The 16,399-nt window shown below is 44.3% G+C and carries 11 protein-coding genes; all 11 read left to right on the top strand.

Annotated features, from left to right (window positions below; all coding sequences use genetic code 11):
* Positions 1 to 163: 163 nt before the first annotated feature.
* The 11 genes from MKX41_RS11230 (at position 164) to miaB (ending at position 16,386) form a co-directional block, all read left to right on the top strand.
* Positions 164 to 1,315: an iron-containing alcohol dehydrogenase gene (locus MKX41_RS11230; RefSeq protein ID WP_340970452.1), complete on the top strand. Its 1,152-nt coding sequence runs from the start codon at positions 164 to 166 to the stop codon at positions 1,313 to 1,315.
* 27 nt (positions 1,316 to 1,342) lie between these two features.
* Positions 1,343 to 2,809, top strand: a complete 1,467-nt coding sequence (gene rhaB, locus MKX41_RS11225; RefSeq protein ID WP_340970450.1) for a rhamnulokinase — start codon at positions 1,343 to 1,345, stop codon at positions 2,807 to 2,809.
* Positions 2,810 to 2,847: 38 nt separating this feature from the next.
* A complete protein-coding gene (gene rhaA / locus MKX41_RS11220; protein WP_340970449.1) occupies positions 2,848 to 4,104 on the top strand; it encodes an L-rhamnose isomerase in 1,257 nt (418 codons plus the stop codon).
* 49 nt (positions 4,105 to 4,153) lie between these two features.
* Positions 4,154 to 4,999: a rhamnulose-1-phosphate aldolase gene (gene rhaD / locus MKX41_RS11215; RefSeq protein ID WP_340970447.1), complete on the top strand. Its 846-nt coding sequence runs from the start codon at positions 4,154 to 4,156 to the stop codon at positions 4,997 to 4,999.
* A gap of 166 nt (positions 5,000 to 5,165) precedes the next feature.
* Positions 5,166 to 6,260 carry an NADH:flavin oxidoreductase gene (locus MKX41_RS11210; RefSeq protein ID WP_340970445.1) on the top strand — a complete coding sequence of 365 codons (1,095 nt, stop codon included), beginning with the start codon at positions 5,166 to 5,168 and terminating at the stop codon, positions 6,258 to 6,260.
* Positions 6,261 to 6,367: 107 nt separating this feature from the next.
* Entirely contained in the window at positions 6,368 to 7,807 is a 1,440-nt protein-coding gene (locus MKX41_RS11205; protein ID WP_340970443.1) for an SWIM zinc finger family protein, read from the top strand.
* A gap of 48 nt (positions 7,808 to 7,855) precedes the next feature.
* Complete coding sequence (locus MKX41_RS11200; RefSeq protein ID WP_340970441.1) at positions 7,856 to 9,733, top strand: HEAT repeat domain-containing protein; 1,878 nt, start codon at positions 7,856 to 7,858, stop codon at positions 9,731 to 9,733.
* 6 nt (positions 9,734 to 9,739) lie between these two features.
* Positions 9,740 to 10,834, top strand: coding sequence for an ATP-binding protein (locus MKX41_RS11195; protein WP_076298824.1), 1,095 nt, complete (start codon positions 9,740 to 9,742; stop codon positions 10,832 to 10,834).
* Positions 10,834 to 13,173, top strand: coding sequence for a DUF5682 family protein (locus tag MKX41_RS11190; protein WP_340970440.1), 2,340 nt, complete (start codon positions 10,834 to 10,836; stop codon positions 13,171 to 13,173). Before MKX41_RS11195 ends, MKX41_RS11190 begins: the two co-directional genes overlap by 1 nt.
* Positions 13,174 to 13,175: 2 nt before the next feature.
* The gene (locus tag MKX41_RS11185) at positions 13,176 to 14,396 is read left to right on the top strand and encodes a VWA domain-containing protein (RefSeq protein ID WP_076283474.1); all 1,221 of its coding nucleotides are present in this window, start codon (positions 13,176 to 13,178) and stop codon (positions 14,394 to 14,396) included.
* A gap of 403 nt (positions 14,397 to 14,799) precedes the next feature.
* Entirely contained in the window at positions 14,800 to 16,386 is a 1,587-nt protein-coding gene (gene miaB / locus MKX41_RS11180; protein ID WP_340970439.1) for a tRNA (N6-isopentenyl adenosine(37)-C2)-methylthiotransferase MiaB, read from the top strand.
* The last annotated feature ends 13 nt before the right edge of the window (positions 16,387 to 16,399 follow it).

Below are 16,399 nucleotides of genomic sequence, written 5' to 3'. Positions count from 1 at the left end.
CAACAAAGATTTAGGGGCATACGATGAAGAAGGAAATAAATCCCTCAGAGTTAATCGAGTTAGTGGGATGCCAAAGCCGGCTCAGCTGCTATTCAGAGGCCAGCCTGAGGCGCTGCAGACGAAATACAACGATTATTGAACTCATTAGGAGGCTGGTCAAGCAATGAGTACACATGTGTTTTACGTTCCTTCGATCAATATTATGGGCAAGGGATGCTTGCAGGAAATTGGTCTTTATATTCAAGAACTGAATTTAAAGAAGGCTCTAGTAGTCACAGACAAGTTCCTTATGAAGAGCGGCATAGCCGGTAAATTGCTGACAGTCTTGGATGAAGCGGGTATTGAATATGCCATTTATGATGAAGTGAAACCCAATCCAACCTGTAAAAATGTTCATGATGGCGTGGATTATCTCAAATCACAGAATTGTGACTATCTGGTCTCCATCGGTGGTGGGTCGCCACAGGATACTGCTAAAGCCATTGGTATCCTTGCCACAAATGGCGGTCACATCAAAGAATATGAGGGCGTACACAAGTCGAAACATAAATCGCTGCCGATCGTTGCTGTGAATACCACCGCAGGGACTTCAGCTGAGGTCACTATTAACTATGTAATCACAGACGAAGAACGCAAAGTGAAGATGGTAATGGTGGATAAGAACAGTATTGCTACAATCTCAGTTAACGATCCAGAGCTTATGGTAGATAAACCCGCTGCACTTACGGCAGCAACAGGAATGGACGCTTTGACGCATGCAATTGAGGCACTAGTAACGCCAAGAGCATATCCGGTAACTGACGCTACGGCACTAGCCGCAGTGGAGATTATTTTCGCTAACTTGGCCCGTACCGTGAAGAATGGCCATGATATTGAGGCTCGTGAGCAAATGGTGTATGCGATTTTCCTAGGCGGACTTGCCTTCAATAATGCAGGGCTTGGTTATGTGCACGCGATGGCGCATCAGCTTGGCGGTGTCTATGATCTGCCACATGGCGTATGTAACGCAATGCTACTCCCATATGTGGAAGAAGAGAATGCCAAATATGTGCCTGAGAAATTCAGGGCTATTGCTAAAGCGATTGGGTTAAACGTTGAGAGTCAAACTGATAAGGAATGCGCGGACTTCGTAATTGAGTCGATCAAGGCGTTGTCTAAAGAAGTAGGCATTCCATCTAAACTATCCGAACTTGGAGTAGGTGAGGTCGATCTTGATCTTTTAGCAGAGAACTCCATGAAGGACGCTTGTGCACCGGGTAATCCTTTTATTCCTACGAAAGAAGAAGTCATTGCACTATTCAAAAAAATACTATAACTCATCCCTTTCTTTAGGAGATTCTTTATGAATAATCATATCGCCGTTGATATTGGTGCCTCTAGTGGGCGGTTAGTACGCGGAATACTGCAAGAGGGCGTCCTCACCTTAGAGGAGCTTCATCGGTTTAGAAATCGTTTTATAGAACAAGAGGATTCTTGTTTCTGGGACATAGATTATTTATTCGAGCAGATTATTATAGGGCTTCAGAAAGCCAAGAAGCAAGGCATTACAGCGTGTACGCTGGGGATAGATACATGGGCTGTAGATTATGTTCTTGTGGATGCAGAGGGAACCCGTATTCAAGAGGTTTACGCTTATCGTGATCGTAGGACTGATAAGGCTATGGATGAGGTAGCTAAGCATATTTCTCCTCAAACTATATATGAAAAGACGGGTATTCAACAGTTATCTTTTAATACGTTGTATCAGCTTTATGTTCACAGTGAAGAAGAAATAGCCCAAGCGGATCAAATCTTACTCGTGCCTGATTATCTGTATTACAGATTAACGGGTCGCAAGATCAATGAGGTTACTAACGCATCTTCAACTCAGTTATTGAATCTAGAGAGTCGAGATTTCGACGATGACCTGTTGGATTTTCTGAATATTAAAAGAGATCAATTCGCTATATTGACTGAACCTGGAGTAATTATTGGCCCCCTCGATGAAGCACTAATTCAGGAATATGATCTTCCGGATTGCCAACTGATCTGTGTAGCCACACATGATACAGCTTCTGCAGTGCTGGGTGCTCCTCTCCAAAAGAACTCAGCGTATATTAGCAGCGGAACATGGTCTTTACTCGGTGTGGAACGAACTCAGCCTCTTAATTCTATGAAAGCCATGGAGGCCAACTATACCAATGAGTGGGGCGCATACGGAACCTACAGATTCCTCAAAAATATTATGGGCCTATGGCTCATCCAAGAGGTTCGCAGGTTGATGAACGAACGATATAGCTTTGCGGAGCTAGCCGAGCTTGCAGAGGGAGAGGAAGGTTTCCGAAGCCTGATCTCTTGTAATGACCCGAGATTTCTCAATCCTTCAAATATGATAGAAGAGATTCGTAATGCCTGCGCAGAGAGCGGGCAGCCTGTTCCTGAGACGCCAGGTCAGTTGGCTCGCTGTATTTTTGACAGCTTAGCATTATCGTACCTTACTTACTTGGAAGAACTAGAAGAACTATTAGAAAGCCGAATCGAGGTTCTGCAAATTGTGGGTGGAGGTGCTAACAACAGCCTGTTATGCCAACTGACTGCTGATGTTATAGGCAGAGAAGTTAAGGCTGGCCCAACGGAATCCACAGCACTTGGTAATATAGTGGTGCAGATGATTAGCACGGGAAGCATAACTGATATTAATGAAGCAAGAGATATTATCGCCGAATCATTTGAGATAAAGGCGTATACACCGCGCCCGACCGCCCATCTTGAAGACATTCTAATTCGCTGGAAAGAGCTTCAGTTGTCCAAAATACAACATCAAATCTAATTAAACTTACGCTATATGATTTTAGGAGGAACTACAGCATGGATCAGAGTATTATCACTAGCTATAATGAAGCCAAAAAATTATACGCAGCCCATGGGATTGATGTGGAGAAAGTGCTGGAGCGGCTCGCGCAAATTAAGATTTCCATCAATTGCTGGCAGGGCGATGATGTACAAGGGTTTCTTTTTAAAGATAAAGAACTAAGCGGGGGAATAGCAGTAACAGGAAGTTATCCCGGTCGAGCTGGCACGCCAGATCAATTGCGCCAAGATTTAGAAAAGGCACTATCCCTCATTCCAGGCAAGCATAAAGTAAATTTACATGCGATCTATGCAGATACAGATGAAAAAGTTGATTTAGATGAATTGGAGCCACGCCATTTCCAATCTTGGGTAGACTGGGCGAAGGAGCAGGGGCTGGGTCTTGATTTTAATCCTACTTGCTTCTCACATCCTAAAGCTGCAGACGGTTTTACGCTAAGTCACTCGGACGATGAGATTCGTAACTTCTGGATTAAGCATTGTAAGGCTTCTCGGACGATTGCCGAGCATTTTGGTAAAGAACTGGGTCAACCGTGCGTGACTAACTTTTGGGTACCAGACGGATATAAAGATACACCAGTCGATCGTTTAGGTCCAAGAGTGCGGTTAAAGGAGTCACTGGATGAGATTTTTAGTGTGGAAATAAATCCTCTTTATAATATTGATGCTGTAGAAAGTAAATTGTTCGGAATCGGTTCTGAGAGTTATGTGGTTGGTTCACATGAGTTCTATATGGGCTATGGTTTAACTCGCGGCAAAGCCATCTGTTTGGATGCCGGACATTTCCATCCTACTGAGATGATCTCAAATAAGCTATCTTCGATTCTTATGTTTAGTGAGCAGCTGCTGCTGCATGTAAGCAGACCCGTCCGTTGGGACAGTGACCACGTTGTAACTATGGATGACGAGCTGCTAGAAATCGCCCGTGAATTGGTACGTGGGGATTTACTCTCCCGAACGAATGTCGGACTTGATTTCTTTGATGGCAGTATTAATCATATCGCTGCTTGGGTGATTGGTACACGTAATACCATTAAGGCGTTACTTCGCGCAATGCTCGAACCGGTGGAAGAATTGAAGCGAATCGAGCGGCTTGGTGATTACACTTCACGACTAGCGTTGGTGGAAGAATTCAAATCGTATCCGTTTGGAGCCGTGTGGGATTATTATTGTGCATCGCAAGATACACCCGTTCGTGAGCAATGGCTGGCTGAAGTGAAGCGTTATGAGCAGGAAGTTCTGTCTGCAAGATAGAGTGTTAGAGTGGATGTGGAGAGCAACATATACAAAGGAGAGATTGACAATGAGTACATCTGTTTTAGAATCCAAAGGGTATATTGCCAGTAGTGAGGCTCCATTTATTCAGGAAATGTCAGAGATTACCCGTCATATGTGGGAGCTTGGCTGGGATGAGCTGAATGGCGGTAATGTCAGCTATCTGCTGGATGAGAATGAGGTTGCTAAATATATTAACGTTCTAGAGCCACTACGCACCATTAAACTTACCTTCCCTGTAAAAGAATTAGCCGGCAAATACTTCATCGTGACAGGTTCTGGCAAGTATTTCAGAAATGTGATCAAAGATCCGGAAGCTAATCTCGGTGTGCTTCGTGTTAGTGCCAATGGTGAAAGCGTAGAAGTGTTATGGGGATTACGGAACGGCGCTGTACCTACTAGTGAATTGGCTTCCCATTTCATGAGCCATAATGAGCGACTGAAGGTGGACCCTACGCACCGTATCGTATTGCATACACACGCTACGAATGTTATCGCGATGACCTTCACGCATGATCTGGATGAATTGAAGTTCACGAAGACGCTTTGGGAAATGTGCACAGAGTGCCTTGTTGTTTTCCCGGATGGCGTTAGTGTCATTCCATGGATTGTTCCTGGCAGCAGTGAAATCGGCCGCGAAACCGCGAAGAAAATGAAGGATCACCGCCTGGTCATCTGGCCGCAGCACGGGATTTTTGGCACTGGCTCCACTATGGATGCCACCTTTGGTCTAGTTGAGACTGTAGAAAAGGCTGCTACGATCTACAACTTGATTGGCGGAAGAGAAATTAAGCAAAAGATCACGGATCAGCAACTGTGGGATTTAGCTAAGGCGTTTGGAGTAACTCCAAAAGCTGGTATTCTTGAGGTTTAAAAAGTTCGTAATGGGATGGAAACCGGGCGTTCGCAGATTTTGCGAGGTCCGGTTTTTTTTATGATTTTTTCTTACACAAAGATCTTAAAAATTTGCATTTTCCATCTTCTGGGGAGATAATTAGCCTTACTTAAAGTAATCAAATAATCAATTGGAGGTAATATGTATGAACACTGAGCTATTATTTTCACCTATTCAAGTGGGGAATCTTTCGCTGTCAAACCGAATCGTCATGGCGCCGATGACTCGGGTATACTCACCGGATGGTGTACCAGGAAGTAATGTTGCCGCATATTACCGTAGACGGGCAGAAGGTGGAGTAGGATTGATCGTTACCGAGGGTACAGCTATTAATCATCCTTCGGCAGTCAGCCACGCCAATATTCCCAATATACATGAAGAAGCAGCTTTAGAGGGCTGGAAGCAGGTAGTAGAAGAAGTTCACGCAGCTGGAGGTAAGATCATCCCCCAATTATGGCATGTGGGAATGGCGCGAACTATAGGGGAAGGTCCAAATGTTGAAGCCCTTCCTATTGGCCCTTCTGGTCTGAATTTAGCAGGAGAACCTGTGACAGAGCCACTTACTACAGCTGAAGTTGAAAGCTTAGTTTCAGCATTTGCTCAAGCAGCAGCGAACGCGAAAAAAGTGGGTTTTGATGGTATCGAGATTCATGGTGCACATGGTTATCTGATAGACCAGTTCTTCTGGGAAGGAACGAACAAACGTACCGATCGTTACGGTGGCGATTTGGTTGGTAGAACTACATTTGCAGTAGAGGTTATTGAAGCTTGCCGTAAAGCGGTTGGGCCAGATTTTCCGATCGTGCTACGCTTCTCTCAATGGAAATTGGGTGCCTATGATGAGAAGCTGGCAAAAAATGCAGATGAGCTCGAAAGATTCCTTACTCCACTTAGCGATGCTGGCGTTGATATTTTCCACTGCTCCACTCGTCGCTTCAGCCAACCTGAATTTGAGGGATCTGAGCTTAATCTCGCAGGGTGGACCAAGAAAATCACGGGGAAACCATCAATTACGGTGGGTTCTATCGGTCTTCACAGTGATTTTTTTGCAGAAGACTCAGCTCAGAAGACAGAAGATAACATTAATGAATTACTAGAAAGAATGGACCGTGAGGAATTTGATTTTGTTGCTGTGGGCAGAGCATTAATAAGCGATCCGGCTTGGCCTGCCAAAGTTCAAAGTGGAGCAATAGACGAGATCATTCCATTCACGGCTGAATCGACAAAAACTCTATACTAAAGGGAAAGAACAGCGGGTTATGGACAGCTCTGTTTTTAGAATAATTTTCATTAAGGGCTAATATTATCATAGATATTAAAAAGCGTAATAGGTAAGGAGGATATGGGTTGATAGATATCACAGAAGTCTTCATAGATACTCTAGCACCGAACAGTGCAGCAATTAAGAACGGGCAAGGACTAGTTAAGAAGAGACGATTCGTCCAATTGAATCAGTCGGAAGACGGCGTGGTTCTGTTTGGTGAATGTGGTGGTAGCGGTAGCAGCAACTATTATCCTTCTGCTGATTTTGTTGTTTCTGACAAACCGGTGATGCGTTGTACTTGTCCAAGTAGGCAGATTCCTTGTAAGCATGTCCTCGGATTGCTATATGCCTATGTAGGCAAGGAGACTTTCGTATCTGCAACGATTCCTGAAGATCTTGCTGTTAAACGAGAGAAGATGAGTAAGCGTGAAGAACGAAAATCTGAGCTTGCTGCGGAAGGGGCTAATGTTAAGCCCAAGAAAGTGAACAAGTCCGCACTTAAGAAAAAGATTGGAGCTCAACTGGAGGGCTTGGCTGTACTGGAGAAATTGACCCAATCGCTTATACGTGCAGGACTTGGAACAATAGACGCCAAAGGTGTAAAGGATATTCAGGTGCACGTGAAGATGATGGGCAATTATTATTTAACTGGTGCACAAATTGAATTAAGACGATTAGCTTTATTGCTCTCTTCTTCTGACAATCGTGAGAAAACTTATTCATTAGCAATAGAGCAGCTAACCCGAATTCATGCGTTCATTAAGAAAGGGCGCGCTCATCTAACAATGAAGCTGGAAGATCCGGATATGTCTTTGAATCATGAATCTACGATTGAAGAATGGCTTGGTCATGCTTGGCAGCTAACGGAGCTTAAGGAATGCGGTCTGATGAGCTCGGATGTAGAGCTGATCCAGCTTTCATTCCTAAGCTATGATGATGAAGCCAGACAGGAATTTGTAGACCTCGGCTACTGGATAGAAAAATCTACAGGTGATATTCATCGTACGCTCCAATATCGTCCTTATAAAGCAGCTAAGTATATTCATGAAGAAGATAGCTTCACTGATGTTGCACTTATTCCTTCCTTCTATCGTTATCCTGGTGACCGGAACCGGAGAGTTCGTTTCGAGAATATGTCAACACGGCCTCTGACTAATCAGGATGTAGAGTGGATCGTTTCTAAGGCAGTTCATTCTTATTCCGACTGCTTCAAGCAGATAAAAAATCAGTTGAAGAATCCGCTAGCGGACAAGAATCCTGTGTTGCTGCTGCATGTGAATAAGATTAGCAAATCGCAGCAAGATCAGTTCGTCATTACGGACGAATCGGGCCAGCATTTGGTGTTAGACCAAATAGTAGCACTCGAGCAGGATACACTTGCTCTGTTACAATACTTTACACTCGAAGAATTATCGGATACTATGATGCTGCTTATGTTTGAACATCAACTCGATACAGGACGATTGAAAGCACAACCGTTAACCCTTATCAAAGGGATGGAGATGATCCGTCTCTTATATTAAAAAAATTAAGAAAGCATAAGTTTCACATAAACTTTGGGAGGAATATCCATGAGTACAGCTTTACTACAAGAGCTTCATCAAGAAGTAAACCGGCTGTATATAGCTGGAAGTGAGCTCGCTGCTGAGGATTTCCGCTTAAAGCGGCTATTGCCACAGTTTCAACAGTTAGGCGAACGTGCTCCCATATTCAAAAGGTTAGGAGAGGGAATCGTTGCGGTCATTGAACCAGATCATTCCGAGGGATCTTCCTCTGCTCAGAACCTACAGGAGCTCAGTGTGCTGCTTAGCTCGGTACTATATACACAGGGGGCGACTTCGCCTGATGGTGAACTGCTTGAGGTGGAAGTCCATCCGGTGAGATTGCCTACTCGGTTCTCATATCGTAAGCTGTCAGCGGTACAGACGGCATTAAAGACTCGCGGAGGAGGACGATATGAGATTATCAAGGAAGCTTTTGAGACAGGATTGTTTCAAGATCTTCGAATGATTCATCCCGCGTTAGCAGCCCTCCAAGATCCATATGTTGAGATCGCCGAGCTTGTAATGAAGCAGATCCTGCCAGCTTATGGGCCTCAGATTATTCCGATCCTTATCGATCAATTTGATCCTGCTGGAGGAATAGTAGAGACGAGAAAGCTGTACGTGATCGCAGTATTAGGTGGTGATAGCGTTCAGGATCTGATCTATCAAGCTGCAGATTCAGGATCAGAAGATGTTCGAGCCATGGCTATTTCTCTGCTCGCAGGTCAGGGACAATATGAAATCGAATTACTGGCTTGGAGTACAGATAAGAAGAAAAAGATTCGCGAAGCTGCCTATAATGCGCTGGCTAAGAGCGACTCGGTAAATGCGGTGAACCGGCTGCATGAGGCATTTACGGGAAAAGATAGTGAACTTGTAGTTCCTGCATTGAGACAATGTCAAGCCCAAGAGCTCACAAAACGACTTGTTGTAGAGTTATCAGATATGCTTCAAACTGTCTCAGAGATTATGGGCGATACGAAGAAGAAAGACGGATTATGGAATAAGGTAGTCCAGTATCTTCGGGTTTTATCTTACAAACGCAGTCCTGAACTAGAGAAACTATATTTTAATGTTCTCGAGCAGTATCCATTATATATGAATCAGCTAAAGTGGAATTCATTGATCGAGGAAGCAATCTCCTATTTTAGACAGATAGATTCTATCGAAGCGAGACGTATATTACAGCAAACACTTGAGCGTGATCTTGTCTACTATAGAAACAATAGAAGATATGTGAATGATGTTTTTAAAGATGCGTATCTCTACTTGTCACCAGAGCGTGTGTATGAACAATATGTTGAAGTTCTAAAGCATTATGCGCCATCTTCAACTAGCCATGCTTCTTCAATGGCGCAGCAACTGCTACGCACCATATCTGAAGTTGTAGTTCAACGATATCATGGGACTTATGATGCAGTTTGGAATTCACCTGTAGACCAGATTCAATATATGTATAAGATCGAAATGCAGCCGCCCGAGGTACTGGCTCTTCAATGGGATTCACGGTGGCTTGATGCTTTTATAGAGCTGGATCAATACGAACTGGTCAGTGCCTTTGCAAGGCCGGGACATGCCGAAGCAATGCAGTATTTACTTCGTAAATTGACCGATAATCCTGAATTCCGCCATCGGTTTTCCAATATTCTCTTGATGGGCTTAGCACGTACAGGGATAAATAAACAACATTTGCAAGAAGCTCTCCTAGTGGCTTTGGAAGATGATAGAAATACAGAATGTCGATTAATTGAACCGTATACATTTGAACAGCTATGTCAGCTTCCAGCGAGTTTTGCGAGTCGAATAATAACTGTTCTACCTCGATTTAGTGAGGTTGCAGAAGAACAACTTGAGTATGTCATTCGTCTCATGCAAGGACCATCAAACCCAAATGAAGAGGTGTAGCTAACGATGAGTCAAGAACTATTACAAGATATTATGAGGCTTCCAGCAGAAAGACTGTATGAGCATGAGTTGGAAGCGCTTCGTAAAGCGGACACTGGTAAGGTTCCAGCAGGATGGCAGATGTCGCCCCAATCAGTACTGAAGTTTATCGTTGGTGGTAAAGCAGGGAGTACCGAGATTACACCTAAGTACATTGGTAATAAACGATTAATAGAGATGGCGATAGCCACACTGGTAACTGATCGTGCACTGCTATTAATCGGTGAGCCGGGTACAGCAAAGTCATGGTTATCTGAGAATTTATCAGCTGCTATATATGGACAATCAGGACTTGTCGTACAAGGTACTGCGGGTACGAGTGAAGAGCAGGTGCGCTATTCGTGGAACTACGCAATGCTGCTTGCACAAGGCCCTACGCCGGAAGCGCTAGTGAAGAGCCCTATTATGCGAGCGATGGAGGATGGGGGCATTGCACGTTTTGAGGAGATATCTCGTTGTGCATCTGAGGTACAGGATGCGTTGATATCCATCTTATCGGAGAAGACGATATCCGTTCCTGAGCTAGGTAAGGAGATGAGTGCGCGCAAAGGCTTCTCGATCATTGCAACAGCTAATACGAGAGACCGTGGTGTAAATGACATGTCAACTGCCTTGAAGCGACGGTTTAATATCATCGTCCTTCCAGCCCCTGCGGATTTGTATACTGAAGTTGAGATTGTGAAGAAACGGGTTCGTGAAATTGCCTCTTCCTACGATTTGCAAGCGGCGCTCCCTGCAGATGAAGCTTTACATAAGGTCGTGACCATCTTCCGTGAGTTGCGTAGCGGGATGACATTGGATAAGAAGGAGAAGGTGAAGTCTCCAGCAGGTGTGATTTCCACAGCAGAAGCGATCTCGCTCTTAACGAATAGTATGGCGCTGGCCGCAAGCTTCGGTAATGGAGAACTGACGGACGAAGATCTGGCCGCAGGGCTGCAAGGTGCCATTGTGAAAGATGATGATAAGGATCAACTTGTCTGGAGAGAGTATCTCGACAATATTATGAAGAAACGTGGCGCAGATTGGCGGGGGTTATATACGGCTTGTAAGGAGATGAACTAGTGGAGAGCGAAACTACTGGAGCAGGCGTGCATATTTTTGGGGTGCGGCATTTGTCTCCTGGTGGTGCGCAGCATCTATTGAGCTTCCTTCATGAAATAGAGCCCACAGCTGTGTTAATTGAGGGTCCATCGGATGCCACACCTGAGATTCGCCATGTCATCAACATGACAACCAAACCTCCTATTGCCATTCTAGCTTTTACGGAGGAAGTTCCTGTGCGTACAGCCCTATGGCCGCTTGCGCTATATTCCCCCGAATATCAAGCGATGAGATGGGCGGAGCAGAAAGGGGCTTATACAGCTTTTATAGATTTACCTTCATCAGTGGTCATCGCGTTACAGGATATACGAACCAAAAGTAGAGATTCTGCTGAACAGAGCGATGAATCTGAAGTTAACAATACAGTTGAGAAGGCTCCTGAAGAAGCATCTCTATATGATAGAGTAGCTGAGCTGGCTGGTGAGCTTGATTATGATATGTATTGGGAGCGCAATTTCGAACACAACACTAACAAAGGTGCATATCAGGAAGCAATTATTTCCTTCTCATCCCAAATGCGTCAGATTTCTGAAGAAAATGAGAGACATAACAACGTAATAGAATATGCACACAATACGATACGTGAAGCTTATATGCGTCGTCAGATTCAGGATACAATCGCTGCTGGCCATCAACCAAATAAGATCGTTGTTGTATGTGGAGCATACCATGCAGCGGCGCTTGCTGATCTGGCATCTGGTATGTCGGATGAGGAAATAGATGCTCTTCCTTCTCTAAATTCGAAGCTAACACTTATGCCCTACACGTACTATAAGTTATCTTCTTTGTCTGGCTATGGAGCAGGTAACCTAGCTCCTCATTATTATCAAATGATGTGGGAACGTATGATGAATGGCTCACTTGAAGACTTGCCGAATCATTATCTGTCTACCGTAGCCAGATACTTACGTAATACAGGGACACACCGTTCCACAGCGGAAATTATCGAAGCCGTTCGCTTAGCTGAATCATTAGCTGCCCTTCACGGTGGAAGTGCTCCGACGTTAAGAGATCTAAGAGATGCTGCGCTGACTTTACTGGGGCGTGGAGAGCTTAGTGTGATCGCTGAAGCGCTTGCTCGTACAGATATCGGTACTGCTATTGGTGAGTTGGCAGAGGGGATTAGTCAGACGCCGATTCAAGATGATCTGAATCGGCAATTAAAGCGCTTGAAGCTAGAGAAATATAAAACCCCAGTAGCAAATGATCTTGAACTAGATCTCCGTGAGAACCGAAGAGTGTCTTCTGAGGAAGCAGCTTATTTAGACTTAAATCGTTCCTTTCTTTTTCATAGGCTCAGATTACTTGGGATCGATCTAGTGAACATAAGAGCAAGTGGTCAGACTGGCGCAACGTGGGCAGAGCATTGGGTAATGAAGTGGTCTCCTGAAGTTGAGATCCAGGTCGTTGAATCTACGCTACTTGGGGAAACAATTGAGATTGCTTCAGCTTATGTATTGCAACAAAAATTAGATGGCAGCAGTACCATTGCGGAAGCGTCAGCACTTATTCGAACGGCTTATGAGTGTGGAATGATACACCAGATGGAAGCGGGACGGCAGACGCTTCAGCGTCTAGCTGTTGATACTCGAGATGTGGTGCAGATTGCTGCTTCCATTCATGAGTTATCTCTTCTGATTCAATATGGCGATGTTCGACGGATCGATACCAAGCCGCTCATTCCTTTGCTTGAACAACTGTTCAGACGAGCCTGTCTGTTCTTGCTGGATGCGAGCCAATGTAACGATGAGGCCTCAGGTGAGATGCTTAAAGCTATGAACATACTGAATCAGGCAGCTATTGCGCATAGTGAGGAAGTAGATGAGCTGTTGTGGATACAAGAGCTGAAACACTTGTCAGAGAGGGATGACTGCAATCCGCGTTTATCTGGAGTGGCGTGTTCCATTTTATTGGAGCGTAATGCGATGACTGCACAGCAATGTTCAGAAGAAGTATCGAGGCGCCTGTCGCCAGGTATACCCGCAGAACTTGGAGCAGGCTGGTTCGAAGGGATGTCTATGCGTAATCGATATGTACTGTTGTCTCGATTAAGTCTGTGGGAACAATTGAATGAGTATATTAATTCATTAGATGATGAAGAATTTGTACGTGCATTAGTATTTTTACGGCGTGCTTTCAGCACCTTTGAACGAAGAGAAAAGACGATGATTGCCGAACTTCTAGGGGAGTTGTGGGGTGTGAACACCGAGCAGGCTGCTGAGATTCTGACGGGTGAGCTGAAGGAGGCCGAAGCGAAGATGATTGAGGATTTGAATGAATTTGACTTTGGAGATATATGACGATGAGTACATCCGTGGATTCAAGTGTTGTAGCTCGGTGGCGCCTTATTCTTGGTCAGTCTGCAGAAGAGCAATTGACGGTTTCTAGCGGAAACGCAAGTATTCACCTGTCTGAAGATGAACTCATCATGGACCAAGCACTGGCTGCTATCTATGATGAGACGAGCGATATCGTAAATAGTGGTGCTGCTAACTCTTCGGCTACTGGACAAAGAGGAGCGGGATCAGGTAAATCTGCACCCCGGTTGGCAAAATGGTTAGGAGATGTTCGCAATTTCTTCCCAGAGGATATCGTATCGGTTATTCAACATGATGCGATGGAGCGGAAGGGCTGGAAGCAATTATTGTTTGAGCCGGAAGTTCTGGCAACAGTGAAGCCTGATATACAGCTAGTAGGTACACTACTTTCGCTAAAAGGGAAAATTCCTGAGAAGACAAAAGATACGGCTCGCCTGTTAGTGAAGGCAGTTGTGGATGATCTTGTAAAGCGTATGGAGGAAGATCTGCGTCGGGCGGTGACGGGTGCACTGAATCGCAGAGAGCATTCTCCATTACCGTCACTTAGTGGTATAGACTGGACACGGACGATAAAACGCAATCTGAAGCATTATGATGCAGAGCGACAACAGATTATCCCTGAGAGATTCTACTTTTATGATCGGGCAAGACGCAGTAAGGAATGGACAGTCATTGTGGATATCGATCAGAGTGGTTCTATGGCAGAATCAATTATTTGGGCTTCAGTAGTTGGTTCTATTTTTGCAAGCATCCCATCGCTTAGTACCCGAGTAGTTGTATTTGATACAGAGGTCGTTGATCTGACAGAGCAATGTGCGAACGATCCTGTTGACATGTTATTCGGGATTCAGTTAGGTGGCGGTACAGATATACAAAAGTCTGTTGCTTATTGCGAACAGTTTATCGATCAACCGAAGAAGACATTATTTATCGTGATTTCGGATCTATATGAAGGTGGGAACCAGGCAGGCTTAATCCGTCGTATGCGTCATCTGAAGGAATCTGGAGTTAGAACGATGTGCTTGCTGGCTTTATCTGATGAAGGCAAACCTTTCTATGATGAGCATGTGGCGAGATCTTTGACTCGCGATGGAACGCCTTGTTTTGCGTGTACACCTGCACTGCTGCCACAGTTAGTAGAAGGTGCACTAAAAGGACAGGATCTTACTGAATTAGCAAAGAAACTTGGTACAAAAGGGATATAACAAGAGTCGTGCTATTACAAGTTTCATAAAAAGTGATATTCAGACAAGAACTGTGATTCATTACAGTTCTTGTGGCGTATATAAATATCATACCCCCCTTTATAGAATATAATTTGGCCCTGTCGCTCATCGGCAGGGTATTTTTTTTATGGAAGTCTTTAGAAGAGCTATTATCCTGACCTATTAAAATTTTCTTTTAGAGTATGCTCTGCTCTCACGCTGTGGTAAAATAGACCTGATTTTTTAAAAAAATACGCAAGTTAAGTTTTTACTTGATAAACCTAAATCAGTGCATATTGGGATGGACATCTAAGATGGATGTAATGTTATAGAATGTGCTATAATTTTATATTAGGTTAAAACATCAATAAGCTACATTTGAGATAGAGGACGTGAAAACAGCATGACTAAGGGGAACCATAACTCACCGGACTTAAAATCCGGCAAGGGTTCGAAAGATTATTCGAAATATTTTGATTTTAGCGATGCGAAGGTAATTAGTGAAGAAGAAGGTAAGATTACTTATCGGATTAAAGGAAGAAACGTTCAAATTAATAGCCAGCCTGATTATAAAGAAGGAAAACGGCGTGGCAAGGAAGAAATAGAAGTGCATTATGATTTCGAGATTCCTGAAGAGATGCAGAATTTCGGAGTAGACAAATATTATCATATAACGACTTATGGCTGCCAAATGAATGAGCATGACACGGAAACGATGAAGGGCCTGTTGGAACAGATGGGCTACAAAAGCGTCGATGATCGGAATCATGCGGATCTCATTTTGCTCAATACTTGTGCGATTCGCGAGAATGCCGAGGATAAGGTGTTTGGAGAGCTTGGTCACCTTAAGAACTTGAAGATTGAGAAGCCAGGTCTTTTGCTGGGCGTGTGTGGCTGCATGTCGCAGGAGGAAGGCGTAGTTAATCGAATTATGTCTAAGCATGGATTCGTGGATATGATCTTCGGTACGCATAATATTCACCGTCTGCCACACCTCATTAAAGAAGCTGTATTCAGTAAAGAGCTTGTGGTGGAGGTATGGTCTAAAGAGGGCGATATTATTGAGAACTTACCGAAAAAACGTGAAGGCATGCGGGCTTGGGTAAACATTATGTATGGCTGTGATAAGTTCTGTACGTACTGTATCGTACCTTTTACACGAGGAAAAGAACGCAGCCGCCGTCCGGAGGACGTCATTGCTGAAGTAAGAGAGCTCGCGCGTCAAGGATTCAAGGAAGTGACTTTGCTGGGGCAGAACGTAAACGCATACGGTAAGGATTTTACAGACATCGATTACACCTTTGGTGACCTAATGGATGATATGCGTTTAATTGATATCCCGCGCATCCGCTTCATGACATCGCATCCACGTGATTTTGACGATAAATTGATTGAAGTACTCGGCAAAGGCGGCAACCTGGTGGAGCATATCCATCTGCCGGTTCAATCGGGAAGTACTGCCGTACTTAAGAAAATGAGTCGTAAATATACTCGTGAAGCTTATCTGGAGTTAGTTCGTAAGATCAAGATAAGTGTGCCTAATGCGGTATTAAGTACCGATATTATTGTTGGTTTCCCTGGTGAGACGGATGAGCAATTCGAAGATACTCTTTCGCTGGTGCGCGAGGTTGGGTATGATATGGCATATACGTTCATTTATTCACCTCGTGAAGGTACCCCTGCAGCTGCTATGGAGGACAATGTACCGATGTCAGTGAAGAGCGAACGTCTGCAAAGACTCAATGATATCATTAAAGAGAATAGTCGGATCATTAATGACCGTATGCTAGGTGAAGTCGTCGAGGTACTGGTAGAAGGCGAGAGTAAGAATAACTCGGAAGTCCTTTCTGGCCGTTCCCGTGCGAACAAGCTGGTCCATTTTGAAGGTTCGAAGGAGCTTATTGGCACATTTGTAAAAGTGAGAATTACAGATACCAAAACATGGTATATCAAAGGGGATATTGTGGCAGAAGCTGCTGCTGTTCATTAATCATCACATACGA

It is taken from the genome of Paenibacillus sp. FSL R5-0475, assembly GCF_038004585.1.
Lineage (GTDB): Bacteria > Bacillota > Bacilli > Paenibacillales > Paenibacillaceae > Paenibacillus_AQ.
The sequence above is the reverse complement of the archived record's forward strand: the minus strand, read 5'-3'. Positions and strand labels throughout refer to the sequence as shown.

Bases quoted from the DNA above. Each gene is read 5' to 3' on its own strand.
- MKX41_RS11230 (WP_340970452.1), top strand. From the start codon at position 164: ATGAGTACACATGTGTTTTACGTTCCTTCGATCAATATTATGGGCAAG.
- rhaB (WP_340970450.1), top strand. From the start codon at position 1,343: ATGAATAATCATATCGCCGTTGATATTGGTGCCTCTAGTGGGCGGTTA.
- rhaA (WP_340970449.1), top strand. From the start codon at position 2,848: ATGGATCAGAGTATTATCACTAGCTATAATGAAGCCAAAAAATTATAC.
- rhaD (WP_340970447.1), top strand. From the start codon at position 4,154: ATGAGTACATCTGTTTTAGAATCCAAAGGGTATATTGCCAGTAGTGAG.
- MKX41_RS11210 (WP_340970445.1), top strand. From the start codon at position 5,166: ATGAACACTGAGCTATTATTTTCACCTATTCAAGTGGGGAATCTTTCG.
- MKX41_RS11200 (WP_340970441.1), top strand. From the start codon at position 7,856: ATGAGTACAGCTTTACTACAAGAGCTTCATCAAGAAGTAAACCGGCTG.
- MKX41_RS11195 (WP_076298824.1), top strand. From the start codon at position 9,740: ATGAGTCAAGAACTATTACAAGATATTATGAGGCTTCCAGCAGAAAGA.
- MKX41_RS11185 (WP_076283474.1), top strand. From the start codon at position 13,176: ATGAGTACATCCGTGGATTCAAGTGTTGTAGCTCGGTGGCGCCTTATT.
- miaB (WP_340970439.1), top strand. From the start codon at position 14,800: ATGACTAAGGGGAACCATAACTCACCGGACTTAAAATCCGGCAAGGGT.